Source organism: Agrobacterium sp. SORGH_AS_0440 (assembly GCF_031453135.1).
GTDB classification, from domain to species: Bacteria; Pseudomonadota; Alphaproteobacteria; order Rhizobiales; family Rhizobiaceae; genus Agrobacterium; species Agrobacterium pusense.
This window is the reverse complement of record NZ_JAVIYR010000002.1, coordinates 650,918-671,860: the sequence shown is the minus strand read 5'-3', so window position 1 is coordinate 671,860 and position 20,943 is coordinate 650,918. Positions and strand designations below refer to the sequence as shown.

General features: G+C 60.0%; 18 protein-coding genes. 6 read left to right on the top strand and 12 right to left on the bottom strand.

Going from position 1 to position 20,943, the window contains the following annotated elements; genetic code table 11:
* Positions 1-97: 97 nt before the first annotated feature.
* From QE453_RS12495 to QE453_RS12470, 6 genes are all read right to left on the bottom strand, one after another.
* Positions 98-2,017, bottom strand: a complete 1,920-nt coding sequence (locus QE453_RS12495; protein ID WP_004440255.1) for a potassium transporter Kup — start codon at positions 2,015-2,017, stop codon at positions 98-100.
* Positions 2,018-2,032: 15 nt separating this feature from the next.
* The gene (gene corA, locus QE453_RS12490; RefSeq protein WP_309777153.1) at positions 2,033-3,010 is read right to left on the bottom strand and encodes a magnesium/cobalt transporter CorA; all 978 of its coding nucleotides are present in this window, start codon (positions 3,008-3,010) and stop codon (positions 2,033-2,035) included.
* 334 nt (positions 3,011-3,344) lie between these two features.
* Positions 3,345-4,475, bottom strand: a complete 1,131-nt coding sequence (locus QE453_RS12485; RefSeq protein WP_184285272.1) for an Mrp/NBP35 family ATP-binding protein — start codon at positions 4,473-4,475, stop codon at positions 3,345-3,347.
* Positions 4,476-4,602: 127 nt separating this feature from the next.
* On the bottom strand, positions 4,603-5,826 hold the full coding sequence (locus QE453_RS12480) for a CmpA/NrtA family ABC transporter substrate-binding protein (protein ID WP_309777152.1): 1,224 nt from the start codon (positions 5,824-5,826) through the stop codon (positions 4,603-4,605).
* Between the two features lie 78 nt (positions 5,827-5,904).
* The gene (locus tag QE453_RS12475) at positions 5,905-6,645 is read right to left on the bottom strand and encodes an autoinducer binding domain-containing protein (protein ID WP_004440251.1); all 741 of its coding nucleotides are present in this window, start codon (positions 6,643-6,645) and stop codon (positions 5,905-5,907) included.
* A gap of 208 nt (positions 6,646-6,853) precedes the next feature.
* Entirely contained in the window at positions 6,854-7,693 is an 840-nt protein-coding gene (locus tag QE453_RS12470; RefSeq protein WP_107339382.1) for an IclR family transcriptional regulator, read from the bottom strand.
* 113 nt (positions 7,694-7,806) lie between these two features.
* On the opposite strand from QE453_RS12470, the gene QE453_RS12465 reads away from it, so the two are divergent.
* From QE453_RS12465 to QE453_RS12450, 4 genes are read left to right on the top strand one after another with little or no spacing between them, the layout of a single operon-like run.
* Entirely contained in the window at positions 7,807-8,577 is a 771-nt protein-coding gene (locus tag QE453_RS12465) for an SDR family NAD(P)-dependent oxidoreductase (protein WP_045532630.1), read from the top strand.
* On the top strand, positions 8,577-9,491 hold the full coding sequence (locus QE453_RS12460) for a 2-dehydro-3-deoxygalactonokinase (RefSeq protein WP_045532632.1): 915 nt from the start codon (positions 8,577-8,579) through the stop codon (positions 9,489-9,491). The genes QE453_RS12465 and QE453_RS12460 overlap by 1 nt, the downstream gene beginning before the upstream one ends.
* 15 nt (positions 9,492-9,506) lie before the next feature.
* Complete coding sequence (locus QE453_RS12455) at positions 9,507-10,136, top strand: 2-dehydro-3-deoxy-6-phosphogalactonate aldolase (protein WP_004440240.1); 630 nt, start codon at positions 9,507-9,509, stop codon at positions 10,134-10,136.
* A 4-nt stretch (positions 10,137-10,140) separates the two neighbouring features.
* The gene (locus QE453_RS12450) at positions 10,141-11,028 is read left to right on the top strand and encodes an SMP-30/gluconolactonase/LRE family protein (RefSeq protein ID WP_045532633.1); all 888 of its coding nucleotides are present in this window, start codon (positions 10,141-10,143) and stop codon (positions 11,026-11,028) included.
* A gap of 184 nt (positions 11,029-11,212) precedes the next feature.
* On the opposite strand, the gene QE453_RS12445 is transcribed toward QE453_RS12450, so the two are convergent.
* Together QE453_RS12445 and QE453_RS12440 are read right to left on the bottom strand one after the other, a co-directional pair.
* Positions 11,213-12,565 carry a bifunctional diguanylate cyclase/phosphodiesterase gene (locus tag QE453_RS12445; protein WP_004440238.1) on the bottom strand — a complete coding sequence of 451 codons (1,353 nt, stop codon included), beginning with the start codon at positions 12,563-12,565 and terminating at the stop codon, positions 11,213-11,215.
* Positions 12,566-12,748: 183 nt separating this feature from the next.
* Positions 12,749-14,365: a response regulator gene (locus QE453_RS12440; protein ID WP_309778139.1), complete on the bottom strand. Its 1,617-nt coding sequence runs from the start codon at positions 14,363-14,365 to the stop codon at positions 12,749-12,751.
* Between the two features lie 406 nt (positions 14,366-14,771).
* Here QE453_RS12440 and mutL point away from each other — a divergent pair, with 406 nt between their 5' ends.
* Together mutL and QE453_RS12430 are read left to right on the top strand one after the other, a co-directional pair.
* Positions 14,772-16,604, top strand: a complete 1,833-nt coding sequence (gene mutL, locus QE453_RS12435; RefSeq protein WP_174150710.1) for a DNA mismatch repair endonuclease MutL — start codon at positions 14,772-14,774, stop codon at positions 16,602-16,604.
* A gap of 150 nt (positions 16,605-16,754) precedes the next feature.
* On the top strand, positions 16,755-16,976 hold the full coding sequence (locus QE453_RS12430) for a DUF2093 domain-containing protein (protein ID WP_004440232.1): 222 nt from the start codon (positions 16,755-16,757) through the stop codon (positions 16,974-16,976).
* Positions 16,977-17,082: 106 nt separating this feature from the next.
* Here QE453_RS12430 and lpxK read toward each other — a convergent pair whose 3' ends face one another.
* The 4 genes from lpxK to QE453_RS12410 form a co-directional block, all read right to left on the bottom strand.
* Positions 17,083-18,129: a tetraacyldisaccharide 4'-kinase gene (gene lpxK / locus QE453_RS12425; protein ID WP_045532635.1), complete on the bottom strand. Its 1,047-nt coding sequence runs from the start codon at positions 18,127-18,129 to the stop codon at positions 17,083-17,085.
* A 259-nt stretch (positions 18,130-18,388) separates the two neighbouring features.
* Positions 18,389-19,126 carry an HAD family hydrolase gene (locus QE453_RS12420; protein WP_004440228.1) on the bottom strand — a complete coding sequence of 246 codons (738 nt, stop codon included), beginning with the start codon at positions 19,124-19,126 and terminating at the stop codon, positions 18,389-18,391.
* Entirely contained in the window at positions 19,120-20,442 is a 1,323-nt protein-coding gene (gene waaA, locus QE453_RS12415; RefSeq protein ID WP_006699512.1) for a lipid IV(A) 3-deoxy-D-manno-octulosonic acid transferase, read from the bottom strand. The genes QE453_RS12420 and waaA overlap by 7 nt, the downstream gene beginning before the upstream one ends.
* A gap of 215 nt (positions 20,443-20,657) precedes the next feature.
* Entirely contained in the window at positions 20,658-20,897 is a 240-nt protein-coding gene (locus tag QE453_RS12410) for a DUF4170 domain-containing protein (protein ID WP_004440223.1), read from the bottom strand.
* Positions 20,898-20,943 lie beyond the last annotated feature (46 nt).

The following is a 20,943-nucleotide window of genomic DNA, read 5'->3' as shown; positions in this document are numbered from 1 at the left end:
CTTCACCCCAAGGACTTGGGCTGGCTGGATACCGGCTCAAGGCCGGTATGACAGAGAGAACGAGATCGCCCAGCTACATTGAGGGCATGCCACTTCGTCACACCACGACGTGCGAACCGAGTTCCACCACCCGATTGGCAGGCAGGCGGAAATAGTCGGAGGGATCGGCTGCCGTTTCGGCGAGCGCGATGAACAGGCGGTTCTGCCAGCCCGGCATGCCCGATTTCGGATCTGGAACCAGCTTGCGGCGACCGAGATAGAAGGAGGTCGACATGATGTCGAACTTGTAGCCCGTGCGGCGCAGATAGCCCAGCGCCTGGGTAACATTCTGGGTTTCCATGAAGCCGAAATGCAGCTCGACCACGGCGAAACGGTCGCTCATCTTCGTCAACGTATAACGATCTGCCGGATGAACGCGCGGCTGATCCTCGGTGCGGATCGTCAGGATGACGTTCTTGTCGTGAAGGACGTGGTTATGCTTCAGATTATGCAGCAAAGCCGCCGGCGCCGTTTCCGGATCGCCGGTGAGGAAAATCGCCGTACCCGGTACGCGCACCGGCGCATGGGCGCTTTCCTTTTCCACCGAGGCGATGAAGGCCTTCAGCGGCACATCGATGCGGCGCGTCTTGGCGAACAGGATTCTCGAACCGCGCTGCCAAGTCGTCATGATGACCGTGAAGGCAATCGCCAGCAGCACCGGCACGTAACCGCCATCGTGAATTTTCAGAAGGTTTGCGCCGAGGAAGATCAGTTCCAGCACCAAAAGCGGGGTCAGCACCGCAAGGGCAAGCCAGATCGACCATTGCCAGCGTTTGCGCACGAACTCGAAGAACATCAGGCTGGTGACGACCATCGCACCGGTGACCGAAATACCATAGGCGGTGGCCAGCGCATCCGAGCTCTTGAAGGTGAGCACCAGGGCAACGACACCGAAAAGCAGGATGGTGTTGACCGCCGGAAGATAAATCTGCCCGGTATTGGTTTCCGAGGTGAAGAGAATTTCCATGCGCGGCAGGTAGCCGAGGTGAATCGCCTGGCGAACCAGCGAGAAGGCGCCCGTTATAACGGCCTGGCTGGCAATGATTGTCGCGGCGGTCGCCAGAATGACGGCGGGCAGGATCGCCCATTGCGGGAACATCAGATAGAAGGGATTGGACATGGCCGCCGGGTCTTTCAGCACCAGCGCGCCCTGCCCAAGATAGTTCAGCGTCAGCGCCGGGAATACCAGACAGAACCACGCCCACTGGATGGGGCGGCGGCCGAAATGGCCGAGGTCTGCATAAAGCGCTTCTGCGCCCGTGATCGTCAGGAACACCGCGCCGAGTACGACAATGCCATAAAAACCTTCATTCGCCAGAAACTCGACCGCGTGCCACGGGTTGAAGGCAAAGAGAATGCTGAAGTCGTCAGCAATATGAATGAGGCCTGCAAGGCCCATGACGATGAACCAGACCGCGGTGATCGGTCCGAAAAATTTTGCCACCGTGCCGGTGCCGTGGGACTGGATGGCGAAGAGGCCAATCAGGATGCCGACAGAGATCGGAATGATGAAGGCGTCCATCTCCGGGGTGACGAGCTTCAGGCCTTCCACCGCCGAAAGCACTGAAAGTGCCGGGGTGATCATGGCATCGCCGAGAAACAGCGCCGCGCCAATCAGGCCAAGCACGATAAGAACGCTGCGATGGGTGCCGGCCGTCTTCATCAGCAGCGCCAGCAGCGACAGCGTACCGCCCTCGCCGTCATTGTCGGCGCGCAGCAAAAGCGTGATGTATTTGAAGGTGACGATGATCGTCAGAGACCAGATCATCAGCGATGTGAGGCCGATGACCTCTTCCTGCGTCACCCCGTCATAGGCGATGGGCCGCAGGGCTTCGCGAAAGGCGTAGAGCGGGCTGGTGCCGATATCGCCGTAAACGACGCCAATCGAACCAAGGATAGCGGCGTAAAGCCCCTTGTTCTTGTGAGCGTCGTCTGCATCCGGCTTCTCGGCAACATCCTTGTCAGCGATCTGGGACATGATGATCCTGGCTCCTCAGAGCCAGCCCTTCCAACGAAAAAAGAGAAACGGGATGATTGCGGACATCACCATGACGATCAGCGCAAGTGGATAACCAAATGTCCAGTTCAACTCCGGCATGAGCTGAAAGTTCATTCCGTAAACCGAAGCCACCAGCGTGGGCGGCAGAAAAACCACCGAAGCGATGGAGAATATCTTGATGATGCTGTTCTGCTCGATGTTGATGATGCCGAGCGAGGCATCCAGCAGGAACGTAAGATTGCCGGAAACGAAGGATGCGTGCTCCGTCAGTGACTGTATGTCACGGGAAATCGACTTGCCCTGTTCCCTCGCGCCCTTGTCTTCCCGAACCTGGCTGCTGGTGGACAGGAAGGTCTGCAGGCGCGCCAGCGATGCGAGGCTATCGCGGACCTTCGAGATCAGCCGGTGATACGCGGCGATGTTGGTCAGGCGGTCTTCGAGATAACGCGGCGCCTTGCGCTTGGAACGGGCCTGGCTGCCGAGAATGTCTGCGGCGAGATTGTCGATGCCGGCGACCGAGTTCTCGAGAATTTCGGCCGTGCGATCGACGATTGTCTCGAGCAGTTTCAAAAGCAGCGCCGTGCCGCTGCGCATCTCGTGCGGCGCGCGGGTGATGGCGGCAATGAAAAGGTGGAATGATTTCGGCTCCGCATAACGGATCGTCACGAGGCGCGTGCCGGCGAGGATGAAGGCGACATCTGTGAGGCGGGGGTCGTCCGAATCCGCCTTCCACACCAGCGATGCGGTCATGAAAACATTGCCGTCTTCCATGTAGAGACGGCTGGAGGGCTCGATATCCTTCAAATCCTCACGCGTCGGCAGATCGAGCTGCAGCAGCTTTTCCACATGCTGCTCTTCCGCCCTGTCCGGGTTGACGAGATCGATCCAGACGATGTCATCAGGAATCTGTACGGAGCCGTCGTCTGACGACAGGCTGATCGCCTCGCAATTGGCGCGATAGGCTTTTATCAATCCGTTTCTCCGCTCCACATTGCAGGCCTTAGCCGCAATGCTGCTTAACATATCCTGTTTGCTGTCGGCAAACCTTTGGACGACACTTCAGGGACCACCGAAACAGGCGCAACGTCATATCGCGCCAGCCCGATGGACCAAGAGCCAAACGGCGCAGGCGTATGCGCCCAAAGCGAGATGCAATCAAGCAATATTTTTTCGCGACAGCTTTGCAGACGAAGCACTTCTGGATTTCATGGCCAGAAACCGCACCGTTACTGGCCACCAATCTTCTGTTTTTACAGGACTATTCACAGCGCAGGTGCGCTTTGCGGTTTTTCCGGCCGTCCGTAGCTTATTCGAAAACGATCTTTGGAGCCGCTTTTCTTTCACCGGCGCCAATACGCTCCCAGACTTTTTTCGCTATCTCGCGGTAGATCGCAGCCTGTGGACCATCCGGGTCGGCAACGACGACAGGCGTTCCGGCGTCCGACATTTCGCGGATGGCGATGGTGAGCGGCACCTCGCCGAGGAACGGCACACCGATCCTTTCGGCTTCCGCCTTCGCGCCGCCGTGGCCGAAAATATCGTAGCGGGCGCCGGTATCAGGTGCGATGAAGTAACTCATGTTCTCGATGACGCCGAGCAATGGCACCTCCACCTTGCGGAACATGGTGATGCCCTTGCGCGCGTCGAGCAGCGCGAGGTCCTGCGGAGTGGAAACGATGACCGCGCCGGCAAGCGGCACCTGCTGGGCGATGGTCAGCTGCGCATCACCCGTGCCGGGCGGCATATCCAGCACCAGCACGTCGAGCTCGCCCCAGGCGACTTCACGCAGCATCTGCATCAGGGCGGACTGCACCATTGGCCCGCGCCAGATCATCGCGGCCTCCTCATCCACCAGAAACCCCATGGACATGACCTTCAGCCCATAATTCTCCATGGGAAGAATGATGCGGTCCTCCTGCTGTTTCGGACGACCGGAAATCTTGAGGAGCCGCGGCAGCGAAGGCCCGTAAATGTCCGCATCCAGCATGCCGACCTTCAGGCCAAGCGCCTGAAGGCCGAGCGCAAGATTGACTGATGTCGTCGATTTGCCGACCCCGCCCTTGCCCGATGCGACGGCGATGATGGCGCGGACGCCGGGGACGCCCACCTTGGACGAGCCCGGCTGCTGTGTTGGCCGGCCCGCTGCCGCGGCGGGACGCGCCGGCGCCGGCTGCTGTTGGCCGGGCTTGCGATCGGCAGTCAGCGCCACGACCGCGCCGACGATACCCGGAACGCCCTTCGCCGCCCGTTCGGCGGACAGGCGCAACGGCTCCATCTCGGCCGCCCTGTCGGCCGGGACGGTGATCGAGAAATAGGCCTTTCCATCTGCGATGAAGATTTCCGAGACCATGCCGAGGGAAACGATGCTTCTGCCGCTGCCGGGATAGATGACGGCGTCCAGAGCCTTTTCCACCTGGTTCTTGCTGACCTCTGCCATTGTCTTACTCCGTTACATCGTCCGGCCTGATCGGGAAATAATTTGCGCCATCCATAGACAAGCGGGAGCGGTTCGCCAATGCCAAAGCGCAAACAGGAACCATTCGCGACGATTTAGCGCTGCGATTTCAAATCTCGTCATCCATATCGAGCGTCTCCGGATCGAAGACGCGCCCGTCGAAGAAACAGTCGGGTCCCAGAACGAGGCCGGTGCGCGATGCGCCGACATGAACAGGTTCCCTCAGCGTGCCTTCCAGCTTCAGATTGGCGCCTGGCACCGGCACGAAAAGTGGTTTCATCGCCTTGCGAAAAATATCCGGCCTATACGCATTGCGTGCGGCTTCCACCACCGCGGCATCGAAACGGCAACCGGCGGGTATTTCCCCCCAGCGCAACATCTGGCTGAAGAACCAAAGAGCCTGGCTTTGCCATGGAAAATTCGCCGCTTTCGCGCTGATGACGAAAAATTCCTGAAAACGCTGCATGTCCTTCTGCGAAGTCGAAATATAGCCCGTCAGGGCCGGAAGCAGGAATTCGCCACTGACGTTCATATAATGGGGGGCGGCCAGAATACCGGCAAGTTCCTCGATATTGGCGGGGTTGGCGCACCACTCGCCCGCGCGGTAAAGTGCGCGCAGCAGCCCCTCCAACAGGCTGGCATTCGCATCAGCCCAATCTCGCTTCACGGCAAGTATTTTTTCCGGGGCATTGTGCCAGATGAGCGCGCCCGTCGTCACGATACGCCCGGCGCCACCCAGCACCGCTGCGCTGCCCGCGGGTTCAGCAGAACAGAGCGCATCGACGTCGCCGCTTTCCAGAAGCCCGGGCATCGCCTTCGGCAGCGCTTCGACGATTTCCATGTCACGGCCAAGCAGCACACCGCAGCTTCCGAGCAGATAACGCAGGGCATAAAAGGAGGTCGAGGCGATATCCTCAACCGCGAAGACGGGCGGATTTTCACCCGCGGCCCGGCGTGCGGCGCAGACGCGGGCCATCGCACGGCCGAAAGCCGCCGGGTCCGGCAGCTTCAGTCCCTCACGGTAAAGTTCATCATAAAACCCAGGGGAAACGGTGGTCGCGGAGCCGCCGAGGGAAAGCGTGAAAACGCCGATGATATTGGCCGGCATATCATGGAGACCAACGGCCGACCCCACGGGAACGGGAGCGGGCAAATGCGCGATCTGAACGCCGTCCTCGCCGAGCACCGAAAGAACACCACGTGCGGACTGCTTTCGGACCAGTTCCAGTTCTATGCCTTCATCGGCGGCAAAGCCTTTTTCGGCAGCGACTATCAGCACGGCGCAATCGACAGTCGGAGAAAATCCCGCTTTTACACTATGCCGCTCCGGCAACGATTTCTCCTTTCCGGTGATTCGAAAAGAGGATCGCCCAGGAAGGGCTTTATCACAATGATAAAATTGCGAGTTTCGCTATTTAATCAGTCCGACGCGCAGGGCCTTGGCGACCGCCTGGGTGCGGTTGACCGTATCGAGTTTTTTCGTCGCGCGGTTCAGGTAGTGATTGATGGTATGCTCCGACAACATCATGATCTCGGCGATTTCGGCACTGGTCTTTCCGGCTGCCGTCCAGTTCAGGCAGTCGATCTCCCGTTCGCTCAATGTTTCCGGCACGCGGAGATCGAGACGGCGGATTTCGGACAGCCGGGCAAAGACGTGGCTGGAAATGTAAAAAAGCTCCGCAAGCCGGGCTTCCGGCAGGGCCGTCTTGTTGCCGGAAAAGGATACGGCGCCGCGCCTGAGGGTGACATCATGCACCGGGAACCATACGGAATTTATCATCTCGAACCGTTCGAAAAGCGCGACCACGTTTTTCTTCAGGACATGCCCCTCGCCTTCGACCAGGAAATCCAGCGACACGGAAAAGGGTACAGTGGATTTTCTTAGCCGCGCCATGACGCGGCTGTTCTGCAACTCGCCTTCTTCATCATAGCGTTGCAACAGTTCGGCCGGCCAGCTGGTGATGACGGTATAATGCGACAATTCGCTTGAGACCTCTGTAGTGAGGTCGAGTACCATGAAGGCCCTGAATTCCCACGCCTCCGTCAGCCGCTTCAGGAAGCGGAATATATCGAACTGCGTATTAAGATTGGCGATCTCGCGAACGCAATCAACACCAATCGACTGAACGCTGGCCGTTTCTGTTTTCTGCATGAAAGCTGTTCTTCGAGCATGAGGAAATGCCGCCGCAAAGGCCCGCCTCTGCCCGGAATTTTGAGGATGTTACTCAGCAAATCGATTCATGCAAACAAAAGTTGAAAATTAGATCAGAATATTCGAAAATTAGCGTTATCTCGCGTAAGCCGGTCATGTCTCCTCTTTTTCGCGGGCGGGCATCCCCATAAGCGGCATCGCCTTTTCGTCAATCATCCGCAACCGGCGATAAGCGATAGACAAGTTCTGCCGAAATTTTATCGGCGGTTGCACGCACCAGCGGCGCCCAGGCGCGGAGCTGTTCCACATCCACCCTGTAGGCGGGGCCGGTCACTGAAATCGCCGCGCGGAAACTGCGTCCCGGGGCCGGTAACGGCGCCGCAACGCAATGAATGCCGATCTCGTGCTCCTGAAGATCGAAACCGTAACCGAGGGTGCGAATGGCCGAAACATCCTCCATCAGGGCCTGCGGTGTGGTGATGGTGTTGTCCGTGAAGCGCTTAAAATCCAGCCCGGCCGCGAGATCTTCGAGATCGCCGGCGGGTAGCAGCGACAGCGCGGCCTTACCCACGCCTGTGCAATAGGCTGGCGAGGTCTTTCCAACCTGCGAATGCATGCGCAAGCTGTGCTTGCCCTCAATCTTGTCCAGATAGGTCACTTCGCGGCCGATCAGAACCGCGAGATGCACCGATTCCTGCGTTGCCTCCTGCAGCGCCGCCAGGTGTGGGGCGGCTATGCTGCGCAGATCGTTGCCACTCCAGGCCTTGGCTGCAAACTGCAACAGCCTCAGGCCAACAACGTAGGTCTGGTCGGGGGCCTGCTCTATCAGGCCTTCGGCAAGCAGATGTGCGAGCTGGCGATGGACGGTGCCTCGCGGCTGCCCGCACGCTTCCACCACATCGGTGAAACGCATCTGCCTTTCAGAAAGGGCGATCAGTTCTAGGAGCGAGATGGCCTTACCAAGTGTACCGGTGTCGCTATCGGTTTTTTGCCGCGCGGCTGGAACTGCGCTGCGCATCCTCCCATTGGGTATTTTGGTATCAGGCATGGCAACATCCATTGTCATTCACCTTGACATGAGGCTTGCGCCAAGGGAATAATTCCATTTATTAAAATCTAGTTCCAAATAATGGAACAATCAAGCCCCTGACGGATGAGATCATGCCGATGACGACAGCCCAATTTCCGGACCTCAAGGATGCGGGCGTGCTGATCACCGGCGGCGGTTCCGGCATCGGGGCTTCGCTCGTGGAAGCCTTTGCCATGCAGGGCGCAAAGGTAGCATTCATCGATATCGCCGAAGAGCCGAGCGAAGCGCTGGTCCGGCGGCTTTCCGGGGTGTCGCCCCACCCGGTCCATTTCTTCAGGGCCGACCTGCGCGACGTGGCGGCCATAGCCGTGACCGTCACTGAGGCGGCCGCGGCGATCGGCGGTATCAAGGTCCTGGTCAACAACGCCGCCTGGGACGACCGTCATGACATAGATGCGGTGACGGAAGCCTATTGGGATGCCAACCAGGCGGTCAATCTCAAGCAGATGTTTTTTACCGTTCAGGCCGCGCTTCCCTACCTCCGGCTCGCGAAAGACGCCTCCATCATCAATTTCTCGTCCATCTCGTTTCTGCTCAACATGGGCGAACTTCCCTCCTATGCGGCGGCGAAGGCAGGTATCATCGGGTTGACAAAAAGCCTTGCCGGCCGGCTGGGGCCAGAAAATATCCGCGTCAACACGCTGCTGCCGGGCATGATCGTGACCGAGCGGCAGAAGGAACTGTGGCTGACGGATGAGGGCATTGCGACGACCACGGCGCGACAATGCTTGAAGCGCATGCTCGTCGCTGCCGATTTGTCTGGGCCATGCCTGTTTCTCGCATCCTCGGCATCAAGCGCCATCACGGCGCAATCCATAATCGTAGACGGAGGCCTTCTATAATGTCTGAACCCGCTTTTATCGCCGTTGACTGGGGTACGACCAGTTTCCGGCTCTGGCTCATGAGCCGCTCGGGTGCGGTGCTGGCGGAGCGCAGAAGTTCGGAAGGCATGACCACGGCCATGCGGACCGGTTTTGCCGAGGTTCTGCAAGCGCATCTCGACGCCATCGGCGCGCCTGAAGATTTGCCGGTTCTCGTCTGTGGTATGGCAGGCGCGCGGCAGGGTTGGGTCGAAGCGGGTTACATCGACGTGCCGGCATCGCTGTCGTCGGTGCTGGATGGCGCGGTTCGCGTGCCGGGTCAGGCGCGCGATGTGCGCATTCTGCCGGGGCTGGCGCAGCGGGATAAAAACGCGCCCGACGTGATGCGTGGCGAGGAAACGCAATTGCTCGGCGCTCTTGCCTCCTCGGACACCGGCGAGAAACTTGTCTGCATGCCCGGCACGCATTCCAAATGGGTGACCGTTCGTGATGGCGACGTCAACGGCTTTGCCACCTTCATGACCGGCGAACTGTTCGAGGTCATTTCCAAGCAGACGATCCTGTCCCATGCGGTGGCCGAGGCGGAGCCTTTCACCGGCCAACACGAGGACTTCAGAGCGGCCGTGCTCGACATTTACGCCAATCCGCAGCTCGCCAGCAACCGGCTGTTCACACTGCGCTCCGGTCAATTGCTGCATGGCCTCGCCGCCACGGATGCCAAGGCCAGGCTTTCCGGCGTCATGATCGGGCTGGAGATCGCCGGCGCGCATTCGACGGCGCGGCGGGAGACACCAGTGGTGCTGATCGGCTCCGGCGCGCTTGGCGCGCTTTACGAAGGTGCCTTCACCGCTCTCGATATCCACTATACGGTCATCGACGCAGACGAAGCCGTGCGGCGCGGATTGCTGGCCGCTGCAACAGCCATCTGGCCATAAGAAGAAAGATCGACCATGCGTATTCCCTTCCCTTCCATCAAATATCCGCTGATTGCCATCCTGCGCGGCCTGAAACCCGAGGAGACAGAAGGCGTTGTCGGCGCGCTGATCGAAACCGGCTTCCGCGCCATCGAAATTCCGCTGAACTCCCCCGATCCGTTCCGCTCCATCGAGATCGCGGCAAAGATGGCGCCCGCCGATTGCCTGATCGGCGCCGGGACCGTGCTGAGCGTGGAAGACGTCGCATCGCTGGACGCGGCAGGCGGCAGGCTGATGGTTAGCCCCAATGCCGATGCGGAGGTCATTACAGCTGCACGTGAAAAAGGCATGGTGACGATGCCGGGCGTTCTCACCCCCACCGAAGCGCTGGTGGCCGCAAAAGCCGGTGCGACCGGGCTGAAGTTCTTCCCCGCCAGCATCATCGGCCCCGCCGGCATCAATGCGATCCGGACGATCCTGCCGAAGGATCTGGTCATCGCCGCGGTCGGCGGTGTCTCGGATAAGAATTTTGCCGACTATACATCGGCCGGCATCATGGCGTTCGGGCTAGGAACCAGCCTCTATAAACCCGGCATGACCGCAGCGGAGGTACGCGAACGCGCCACTGTCACACTGTCGGCCTATGATGCAGCCATCGGAGGATAAGAGCTTGGCGACTGTTTTTCCCTTTACCGGACGTGTTCTTGACGAGACGCCGATGCTGCTCGGCGAAGGCCCGACCTTCGACCCTGCGACCGGCACGGCCTGGTGGTTCAACATTCTCGAGCGGGAATTGCATGAACTGCGCCTCGCCTCCGGCCGCAAGACCGTCCATGCCCTGCCCTTCATGGGCAGCGCTCTGGCGAAAGTCAGCGACAGCCAACAGTTGATCGCCTCCGATGACGGGCTTTTCCTGCGTGATACGAAGACTGGTGTGCTGACTCTGCATGCGGAGCTGGAAAAGGACCTGCTCGGCAACCGGTCCAATGACGGGCGCATGCACCCTTGCGGCGCGCTTTGGATCGGCACCATGGGCCGAAAGGCGGAAACCGGCGCGGGCAGCATCTATCATGTTTACAAAGGCACGGTGACGAAGCTGTTTGCCGATATCAGCATTCCGAATTCGATCTGCTTCTCGCCCGATGGCGCGACCGGATATTACGTCGATACCAAGGTGAACAAGCTGATGCGCGTGCCGCTCGATCCCGAGACCGGCCTCCCCTCCGGCAAGGCTGAAGTCTTCATCGATTCGACAGGAGTCGATGGCGGTATCGACGGCTCGGTCTGCGATGCCGAAGGGCATATCTGGAACGCTCGTTGGGGCGAAGGCGCGGTTGATCGTTATGATACCGACGGCAACCATATTGCCCGATATGCGGTGCCCGCGGGACAGACGACCTGCCCGGCCTTCGTCGGCCCGGAAGCATCGCGCCTTCTCGTGACGTCGGCGCGTGAAAATCTTGACGAGGACGCCCTAGCCGCCAATCCGCAGCACGGGTTGACGTTCGAACTGGGGGTTGAGGTCAAGGGCCGGTTTGAACCGCTTTACAGGCTCTGAGACGAGGCACGCACCGCCTTCGCCTCATTCCCGTGCTTGTCGCAGGAACCTAGCCAGCCGAAGTCTTGGACCGAAGGGACTCTCTTCGCCGCGCAGACGCGCGTCGGCCGGGTTCCCGTGACAAAGACAGGAATGAGGGGTGTTGGGGGCGTCCCCACCACCTCGTCCAAGGTCATTCCGTTTCTCAGGAAATATCCGACAATATCTCGCGGTAATTCTCGTGTAGATACCGCTGGGTCGCCGCGGCGTCGGCGGGGCGGCCGTAGAAGTAGCCTTGTCCCATGGCGCAGCCGAGCGCGCGCAGTTTTTCCTCTTCCGCCCGCTCCTCTATCCCTTCGGCCACGACTTCAAGATCAAGCCCTTCGCACATGGCGACGATGGCCTTGATGATATGTTCGGAAGGGCGGTCGCTGCTGATGCGCGAGACGAAAGCGCGGTCGATCTTCACCTTGTCGAATGTGAAATCCCGCAGGCGGCCGAGGCTCGATTGGCCGGTGCCGAAATCGTCGAGAGAAATACGAACGCCCGCGCTCTGCAACTCGCTGATGATCCGCTGGGCGGTATCGGCGGAGGTCATGACCGCCGTTTCGGTGATTTCAAGCTCCAGCCGGTGCGGGTCGAGGCCGACACGCGAAAGTATGGACAGAATATTGTCGGCCGTGCTGGGGTCCATCAGTTGCGCGGACGACAGGTTGAAGGACAGAAAGAGCTCACGCGGCCAGAAAAGCGCCGCTTCCGCGGCTTTTCTGAGCAGGGCCTCCGAAAGCGCATCGATGAAACCGCGTTCTTCGGCCAGCGGCACAAAAACCGCAGGCGATACGAAGCCGAGATCCGGATCGTTCCAGCGCGCGAGCGCCTCGAAACCGATGACCTTCGCCTCCTCCAGCCGGACGATGGGCTGGAAATGCACGTCGATCGCGTCGGTGATGATCGCGTTTCTGAGCGCCTGCTCAAGCTGCGTGGCGCGCTTCATCTCCTGCGCAATCTCACGCGAATAGACGGTGATCTGGCCGCGGCCGCGCCGCTTGGAGCGGTAGAGCGCCGTCTCGGCGCTTTTCAGCAGATCCTCAAAATCATCGCCGGCGAAGGGATAGATGGCAAAGCCGAACGAGGAGGAAAGCCGGACGTTACGATCACCAAGATCATAGGGAGCGGAGAGCACGTCCTTGATCATGTTGCCGACACGCTCGGCACCGGTGCGTTCGAACACCAGCGGCAATACGAAAGCGAATTCGTCGCCATCATGGCGCGTCACGATGGCGCCATCGGGAATGCAGGCTTTGAGGCGGTGAGCAACCTGGCAGAGGATTTCATCGCCCGCCTGCACGCCGAAAAGGTCATTGATGGGTTTGAAGCCGTCTATATTGGCAATGCCGACCGTGAAGGGTGCTGGATCGCTGGAGCGTTCGCTGGCGAGCATGCGGATCTTGTCCCGCAAACGGTAGCGGTTGCCGAGCCCTGTCAGCGGATCGCTGTAGGCCATCGCCTGAAGCTCGTTCTGGCTAACCTGCAACGTTTGCGGCTCTGCCCGTTTCATTCCTGCATCTCTTGAATCCTCTATCGACCGCGATCACAATGCAGGGCAAGTATTAAAAAAGCCATAGAGCGACGAACCGAAAAACGCAGACCGCCCTCGTTGAGACCCGCTGCCAGCGCAAAACGGCCGAGGCGGCGGCAATTAATTGTATGTTTACGCCACGCGGTTCGATGGAGGGGGCTATCACGCCTGCAGCTGCAGCACGTCCTTGCCAAAAAGCCGCACAAAAACAGCCTCCACCATATCGGGGCTGACAGGTTTCAGCAGCATGTCCTCCATCCCGGATGCGAGGCATTTGTCGAGGTCGCCTTCGAATGCGTGGGTAATGACGCCGACAACAGGAATGCGCTTTTCACCCGAAAGATCGCGCATGCGGCGGGCGACCTCGAAGCCGTCGATATCGGCAAGCGTCGTGTCAAGCAGGACGACCGACGGAGCCTGTTCCACGAAGAGACGCAGCGCTTCCTCGCCCGACGTGGCGAGCCGCCAGGAAAGCCCGAGACCCTCAAGTATCTGCGAAAAAACGATCTGGTTGACCCGGTTGTCCTCGACGAGAAGAACGTCGCACACGCCGCCGTTGCTGAGGATTTTGGGCAGGTCCTGCGTCATGATCTCCCAGTCCTCCTCTACCGATTTCTCCTTCGGCACCGAATGGAGCCCTACAGCCACATGATGCAACAACGACGCGTCAATCTCGTCCTCCTCGATGCTGACGACGGGCAGATGGTGTGCCGCGGCAATATCGAGGCATGCGATGCTCATCTGGGCGTCGATGACAACAACATCGATGGCAACCCCGGCGGAGGCGGCGACATCGATAAAGGCGCGCTGCTCTTCCTCGCTCGTCACCGCTGCATGGTCCATGCCACCTGCCGTGAGCTGGCGGCCGGCGGCCTCTGCAAAGCGGCTGTTTTCGGAGACGACCAGCACCGCCTTGCTTTTCAGCAAGCCGTTACGGCCTTCCTTCTCATCCTTTCCATAGGTTGAGGACACAAATGCCACATGCTCCAGAGAAGGGATGACGGGCATGCCGTTCGCATCAAGCGTGGCGAGCGCAGTCACATCCTCCATCGTCGTCACCAGGAAATAACGGCCTGGCCGTCCTACGCGCTGTTTGCGCGTGATCGTCAGTATCTCTTCGCCGTTCAGGCGTCTCACCCTTTCCGGAATGACGCTTGGCGTGCCGCTCTCCAGTACCGTCCGGTCGGCCGCATCGATCCGCCCCGCAACCTTGCGTGAATGGAGATCGAAGACCGTGCGTCCGAGCAGGCTCTCGGGGCTGGTTTCGACCAGGGTGCAGGCGGATTTATTCACGGCGGCATAGGCCAGGTTCCGGTCCTTGACGAAGACGGGAAACGGCAGATTGTCGAGAATATCCTCGAGGAGCTGTACGCGCTCGAGATCGATACGCCATTGTTCTTCGCGCTTCTTCTGTTCAGAAATATCCGCGAGGACACTAATGCCGAGACCGGATGGCAGGCGGTTCATGACAAAGCGCAGGAACCTCTCCCCCTTCAGCCGTTCGGTTTTTTCAGACCGTTCCTTCCAGTGCAGAGCCAGCCGTTCGCCGATCCACTCTTCCCGACCGAGCTGGCGGGCATTGGCGACAGGATTTTCCGTCTCGATATGGTAACAATCGTACAGGGCGCCCAGATAATCGCGCAGGCGCGCGCCGGGGCCGATGACGGCCTCTTCCAGCGGGAAAAAACTGAGGAGCTTCCGGCTTGCGAAAATAATGTGATCGTTACGGTCGTAAACGACGATCGCCGCGCCAAGCGCGTCGCAAAGGGCATCAAGCATCACCGTATGAACGCCCGCGCCGGAGGACGCCAAATCACTCAACTGCAAACTCCCGCCTGTTTTAATGGGTCAGGCTTTTGTTTCTATTGGAATCGTCCAGGGCAGATGCCGGGATGAAACGAAAATTCCGGAAAACAGACATCAGGGTTTGCCGCTTGAAGCAGTCTTGAGGAGAAGATGACGCTCACCCATAGTCGACGTCACACACCACCCGGCAGAGGTGGCCCCGTTTCTGCGGTCATTTCAAGCTGCCCCACCATAAACAAGGGCGATTAAGGGCGGATTAACGCTTAAACTGCATTGGCGGAAATGGTCCGATGCCATGCAACCCGCAAAACATGTGCAAATTTCCGCGGTCTCAGTTTTTTGCTTTCGAAGCCGGCGCGAATCCGCGAAAATGGCGATCATGGCCATCAAGCAGCTCTCAGAAACCCTTATCAACCAGATCGCCGCCGGCGAGGTCATCGAAAGACCCTCCAGCGCCACGAAGGAACTGGTGGAAAATGCCATCGACGCCGGGGCGACGCGCATCGAGATCGCCACGGCGGGCGGCGGCAAGGGGCTGGTGCGGATTACCGACAATGGCTGTGGCATGTCTCCGGCCGATCTCGAGCTTGCGGTCAGGCGGCACTGCACCTCGAAGATTTCCGATACACTTGACGATATACGCACGCTCGGCTTCCGCGGCGAGGCACTGCCCTCCATCGGCTCCGTGGCCAAGCTGACGATCACCAGCCGCCAGCAGGGCGCGGAGCAGGGTTCGGTGATTTCCGTCACCGGCGGCAAGGTTTCCGATGTGAGGCCGGCCGCCTCGAATGCCGGCACCATCGTCGAGGTGCGCGACCTGTTCTTCGCCACACCGGCACGGCTGAAATTCCTGAAGACGGAACGCGCCGAAGCGGCCGCAATCACCGAAGTCGTCAAACGCATGGCAATCGCCTTTCCGCATATCCGCTTCGTGCTGTCAGGCACGGATCGGTCGACGCTCGAAATTCCGTCGACGGGTGACGATCATCTGGCCCGCATGGCGCAGATTCTCGGTGCGGACTTCAAGGACAACGCCATTGAAATCGATGCCGGGCGTGAGGATGTGACGCTGACGGGCTTTGCCGGCGTGCCCACCTTCAACCGTGGCAATTCGGCGCATCAATATGTCTTCGTCAACGGCCGTCCGGTGCAGGACAAACTGCTTTTATCCGCCATTCGCGGTGCTTATGCCGAAACCGTGCCGCATGGGCGATATCCTGTCGCGGTGCTTTCCATCACGCTCGATCCCGCCTTTGTGGATGTGAACGTACACCCGGCGAAATCCGACGTTCGTTTTCGCGACCCCGGGCTCATTCGCGGGCTGATCGTCGGCGCGATCCGCCAGGCGCTGACGCGTGACGGCGACAGGGCGGCAACGACGGGCGCCAGCCAGATGATGAACGCCTTCCGCCCCGGCTATAGCCCTTCTGGCCTCAGGCCATCGCCTTTCACGACCGCTCCCGCGCCATGGTCCGCCGCGACCTCGCCGTCACGGCCGCTCGCCGTTTCAGGCGCAACGCAGTTTTCGGAGGCGGTACAATCACATTTCTCGGACATCACCACCCCAACGGCGCGGGCCGAGTCTCGGGAAACTTATGAAGCCGGCGCGGGCTCCTCGCCCGAGCCCACGCTCTACCCGCTCGGGGCTGCGCGGGCGCAGCTGCACGAGAACTACATCATCGCGCAGACAGAAAACGGCCTTGTCATCGTCGACCAGCATGCGGCGCATGAGCGGCTGGTTTTCGAGCAGATGCGGAATGCACTGCATTCCAAACGGCCGGCTTCGCAGGTGCTGCTCATCCCCGAAATCATCGATCTGCCGGAAGAAGATTGCGACCGGCTGATGGATCACGCCACCGGTTTCGATGCGCTGGGGCTCGTCATCGAGCGTTTCGGGCCGGGTGCCGTCGCCGTTCGCGAAACCCCGGCCATGCTGGGTGAGGTCAACGTGCAGGGATTGGTGCGCCAGCTTGCCGACGAGATCGCCGAATGGGACGCCGCCTCGACGCTTGCCAACAAGCTGGAATATGTCGCCGCCACAATGGCCTGCCACGGCTCGGTGCGTTCCGGCCGGCGCATGCGGCCGGAGGAGATGAATGCGCTTCTGCGGCAGATGGAAAATACACCGGGTTCGGGCCAGTGTAATCACGGCCGTCCGACCTATATCGAACTGAAGCTTTCCGATATAGAACGGCTCTTCGGCCGCAGCTGACGCCCTCTTACATGCAAGGGCGTCGGGGCTGGCCTTGCGCCACGCCGGCCTATATAAATTCAGGATACTGGAGCATCCGGATTGTTCAGGAAAACGCTACGCCGTTTCGGACTGGGTGCCCCGACAGGACAGAGCAGGAGACGAAAACGGATGAACAGATTTGAAGGAGGCGGCAATCGCCTCGCCGTCATCGAATATCTCGACGGTGACTTCCGCATCGTCCAGACCGGCTCGCATGTCATCTGCGCCATGACAGGCAAGAGCATTCCGCTCGATGAGCTGCGCTACTGGAGCGTGGCGCGGCAGGAGGCCTATGTGGATGCCGCGGCTTCTCTGGAAGCCGAAAAGAAGGCCGGTACTTTGCCGGCATAAGGAGGGAAGCGACGCGTTGAGTGTCGCGCGTGTGCCTCCCTCGTCCCTGTGCTCGTCACGTCAGTGAGGAGAAACCGGCGCACGACGGCTTGTCTTTTTCGGTGCCTTATAGCGACGTCCGCGAATTATCCCGAAGCAAACGGGCGCGGCAGTTCGCCACGGCCGTATCGATAATCGTTCCAGCCGCATTGGGATCGTCGAACACCATGTCGACCTCGATCACCAGGCTGTTCCAGAGCAATTCCTCTGCCCGGCCGTGGTGCCCGTTAAGCCGCACGGCATCCTTGGCCGTGGTGACAAGTTGCAGATCCGCCTTGCCTGCGTCCTGCAGAAGATCGGCAATCTCGTCATCGCTGAAGTGGTGATGATCCGGGAAAGAGCGCTGCATCACGATATCGCCGCCGAGCGCTTCGACGGTTCGATAAAATTTGGCCGGGTCGGCTATGCCCGCATAGGCCAGCACACGCCTTCCCCTGAAATCCTGCGGCTCCTGCGGCGTGATCGCCGCAACGAAAACGGGTTTGGCAGCCTTTGCGGCTCGCCGCACAAGGGCATCGGCCGCGTGACCATTACCGACCTTCAGGAGCCCGGTCATATGCCGCATCTGTTCGGCGAGCGGGGCTCTTACCGGACCGCCCGGCACCAGATGGCCGTTGCCGATGCCGCGCATTGTATCGATGACGACAAGCGCATAATCCAGCGTCAGACGCGCGCTCTGAAACCCGTCATCCATGATGATGAGATCGACGCCCTCTTTGATCAGGCGATGCGCACCCTCAACGCGGCGGCGCGAAATCACCGTCACCGCTTCGCGCGCCAGAAGCAACGGCTCGTCTCCGACATCGGCAGAGCGATGATGTGCGGGATCGACAAGGGTGGTGACATCCAGTGTGCCGCCATAACCGCGGCTGAGAAATCCGGGTTTCAAGCCTTTCGCAACGGCGGCCCTTGCAATTGCCATTGCCGTCGGCGTCTTGCCCGCGCCACCCACGGTAAAGTTGCCGATGCAGATGACTGGAACGGTGACACTTGCCCTTTTTGCCGTCCGCATGCGCCGGCCGGCGACCTTGCCGTAAAGAAGCGAGAAAGGAGACAGGAGCCACGCCTGCCAGCCCGCTTTCTGCCACCAGAAGGGCGGCGCTTCAGAAACCATCTATTCCCGCTCCCGGCCGGGTCGCCCACGGCATTGCGTTCGCCATTTCACGTCTGGGAGGTTGTTTGCCAGAAAAAACCGTAAATTGCAAAATCCGAATAGACGGCTTTACGCACCGGTGCTGATACGGACTGGCCGTGATTTAACATGGAACTTCAATCTGCGCGCCGCGATATCCATTTTCTCCGTCATACCGGCTCAAGGCCGGCATGACGGGACGTGGAGAGTGCCGCGACAATGCAAACCGTGCGGCACCGCTTCAAACAGCCCGTTCCGGCAGCAGCGCTTCGAGCCCGGTGATGTCATCGAAACAATAATGGGCATCCGCACCCAGGCTTTCGCGAGAGCCGGTGCCGGTGAGAACGGCGACCCTTAGACCCGCGCCGGCGTTTTTCGCCATATGCAGATCGTGGTTATTATCGCCGACGACGGCCACGCGGTCGGGAGAGATACCGATCGCCTGACAGAAGCCGAGGACCATGCCGGGCTGCGGCTTGGTGCCGTAACCGCTGTCATATCCCGCAACGAAATCGATATCGTTTTCGAAACCGAAGCGGATGGCCGTCTGGCGGATGGAGTTTTCGTTGTCGCTGGAGGCGATACCGAGCTTGTAGCCGCGAGCCTTCAGCCTCGCGAAAAAACCCTTGAGATCGGTCACCGGCACGGATTTATCCGCGGCCTCGGTAAAAAGCCGGTCGAGACGTTGCGTGAGCTCGACAACATCGCAGGGCGAGCCGGCGGCGACGAGACCGGCGGCGATCTCCGCCGTGTTGCCGGCGGCCAGAAGACTGTCGGGCACGACATGACCGGTAACGGGATCCATGCCGCAGGCGGAGAGAAGCCTGTCGGCGAGGACGGGATCTCCCTTGGCCGCAATCGACGCGAGTTCGCGGTTCACCGGTCCCCAGCTTGCGTCATAGCCCAGCAGCGTGCCGTCCTTGTCGAAAAGCACTGCGGCGATTGACTGCGCGGCGTTGAGTTCTATATCCGCTACCATGATCCGATGGCGCTCCGCGGCTGCAGCTTGGCGGAAACGGTGAGCGGGTTGATATAGGGCTCCAGCGCCTTCACCGTGGAGGACAGCGCGCCGCGCATATCCTGAATGACCCGATTGCCCGCATCGATCATCTTGTAGCGCTCATTATCGTTGACCAGCAGATAATGCACCGCCTTTGCCAGCATCTCCACATCACGGATGATGCGGCCACCACCTGCGCGGATCAGCTTCTGATAGGCCTCGCGGAAGTTCTGCACATGCGCGCCCGACAAAACCGCACAGCCAAGCATGGCAGGCTCCAGCGGGTTCTGCCCGCCTTCGGCCGTCAGCGAGCGGCCAACAAAGGCAAGCTCGGTCAGCCGCAGGTAAAGCCCCATTTCCCCAATGGAGTCCCCGAGGAAAATATCGGTTTCAGGCGTTATCACATCATTGCGGCTGCGGCGAGCAACGGAGAGATTCATGCCCTTCAGCATGGCCTCCACCTCATCTCCACGCTCGGGATGGCGCGGCACGATGATGGTCAGTTGCCCGTTGCGCGACTTGATCGCCGCATGCACGGTGGCCGCGGCCTTCTCCTCACCGTCGAAGGTTGAGATCGCCGCCCATGTCTTGCGATTGCCGACCTGCTTGCGGTAGCTCTCCAGCAGCGCCTCGTCACAGGGCGGCGGGTCGGTGTCACCCTTGAGGTTACCCGATATCACCACCGGCCAGGAGCCGAGATCGCGGAAACGTTCGGCATCGAGATCGGATTGGGCAACCACCAGCGCCAGCTTGGAAAACAGCGATTCAGCAATGTCGTGGCGAGCTTTCCAGCGATCGAAGGAACGGTCGGAAAGGCGTGCATTGACCCGGATCTGCGGAATGTGCCGACGCTCCAGTTCCATCATCGTCACCGGCCAGATTTCGGACTCGGCCGTGATGGCGGCATCGGGTGCCCAGTAGGTCAGGAAACGGTTGACCGCGATCTTGATGTCGAGCGGCACATATTGGTGGATCACGTCATCGCCGAGCCGGGTGCGGGTCAGTTCGGCCGAGGTGACCGTACCCGTGGTCAGAAGCACGAAGATGTCGCGTTTGCGGATTTCGCGGATGAGCGGAATAAGCGCCAGCGTTTCGCCGACACTTGCGGCGTGGAACCAGACGAGCGGCCCGCGCGGGCGCTCGGCACTCGCATAACCGAAACGTTCGAGCCGGCGGCGTTTGTCTTCCTTGCCCTTGGCGGCCCGATAGGAAAGATAGGGCTTGGCAAACGGGTAAGCGGCGATACCGGCAATGCGGTAACCGGAAAGAGCGAAACGTGCGATACGGCTGCTCATGACAGTCTGCCCTTGATCATTCCGCGCAATGCCCTGCCCCTGTTCTGGTTGTTATCGCCGCCTACTTCTTCTCAAATTGCGTCATTTTTTGTCATCGGAAACGAAAGCGCGATCACATTTTCTCGTAACGGCATTCCCGGGCCGCGCCGCTCGCGCAGGAATCACGGGAAAGCGGGCTTTCATCCAATAGTATTACAACGCAAGGGCAAAGGGACTCAAATTTTGTCGTCAGGATTGAGAAGACGGTGCATATGCACGATAAAATAACGCATATGGGCGTTATCGACAGTCATCTGTGCCTTCGACTTCCAAGCCGTGAGCGCGGAGGCGTAATCTGGATAGATGCCGACGATGTCGAGCGCGCTCAAATCCCGGAACTGAACATCCTGAAGGTTTTCCAGTTCGCCGCCGAAGACGAGGTGCAGCAGCTGTTTCGGTTTGCCAGTTTCCGTCATGTCTTATCTCTTTCTTGAACTCTGAGAGAGGCCTTCATCTGCGGGA

Coding starts and splice junctions, on each gene's coding strand:
- QE453_RS12495 (WP_004440255.1), bottom strand. CDS start 2,017: ATGTCCCAGATCGCTGACAAGGATGTTGCCGAGAAGCCGGATGCAGAC.
- QE453_RS12485 (WP_184285272.1), bottom strand. CDS start 4,475: ATGGCAGAGGTCAGCAAGAACCAGGTGGAAAAGGCTCTGGACGCCGTC.
- QE453_RS12475 (WP_004440251.1), bottom strand. CDS start 6,645: ATGCAGAAAACAGAAACGGCCAGCGTTCAGTCGATTGGTGTTGATTGC.
- QE453_RS12470 (WP_107339382.1), bottom strand. CDS start 7,693: ATGCCTGATACCAAAATACCCAATGGGAGGATGCGCAGCGCAGTTCCA.
- QE453_RS12465 (WP_045532630.1), top strand. CDS start 7,807: ATGCCGATGACGACAGCCCAATTTCCGGACCTCAAGGATGCGGGCGTG.
- QE453_RS12460 (WP_045532632.1), top strand. CDS start 8,577: ATGTCTGAACCCGCTTTTATCGCCGTTGACTGGGGTACGACCAGTTTC.
- QE453_RS12455 (WP_004440240.1), top strand. CDS start 9,507: ATGCGTATTCCCTTCCCTTCCATCAAATATCCGCTGATTGCCATCCTG.
- QE453_RS12445 (WP_004440238.1), bottom strand. CDS start 12,565: ATGAAACGGGCAGAGCCGCAAACGTTGCAGGTTAGCCAGAACGAGCTT.
- QE453_RS12440 (WP_309778139.1), bottom strand. CDS start 14,365: ATGCTTGATGCCCTTTGCGACGCGCTTGGCGCGGCGATCGTCGTTTAC.
- mutL (WP_174150710.1), top strand. CDS start 14,772: ATGGCCATCAAGCAGCTCTCAGAAACCCTTATCAACCAGATCGCCGCC.
- QE453_RS12430 (WP_004440232.1), top strand. CDS start 16,755: ATGAACAGATTTGAAGGAGGCGGCAATCGCCTCGCCGTCATCGAATAT.
- lpxK (WP_045532635.1), bottom strand. CDS start 18,129: ATGGTTTCTGAAGCGCCGCCCTTCTGGTGGCAGAAAGCGGGCTGGCAG.
- QE453_RS12420 (WP_004440228.1), bottom strand. CDS start 19,126: ATGGTAGCGGATATAGAACTCAACGCCGCGCAGTCAATCGCCGCAGTG.
- waaA (WP_006699512.1), bottom strand. CDS start 20,442: ATGAGCAGCCGTATCGCACGTTTCGCTCTTTCCGGTTACCGCATTGCC.
- QE453_RS12410 (WP_004440223.1), bottom strand. CDS start 20,897: ATGACGGAAACTGGCAAACCGAAACAGCTGCTGCACCTCGTCTTCGGC.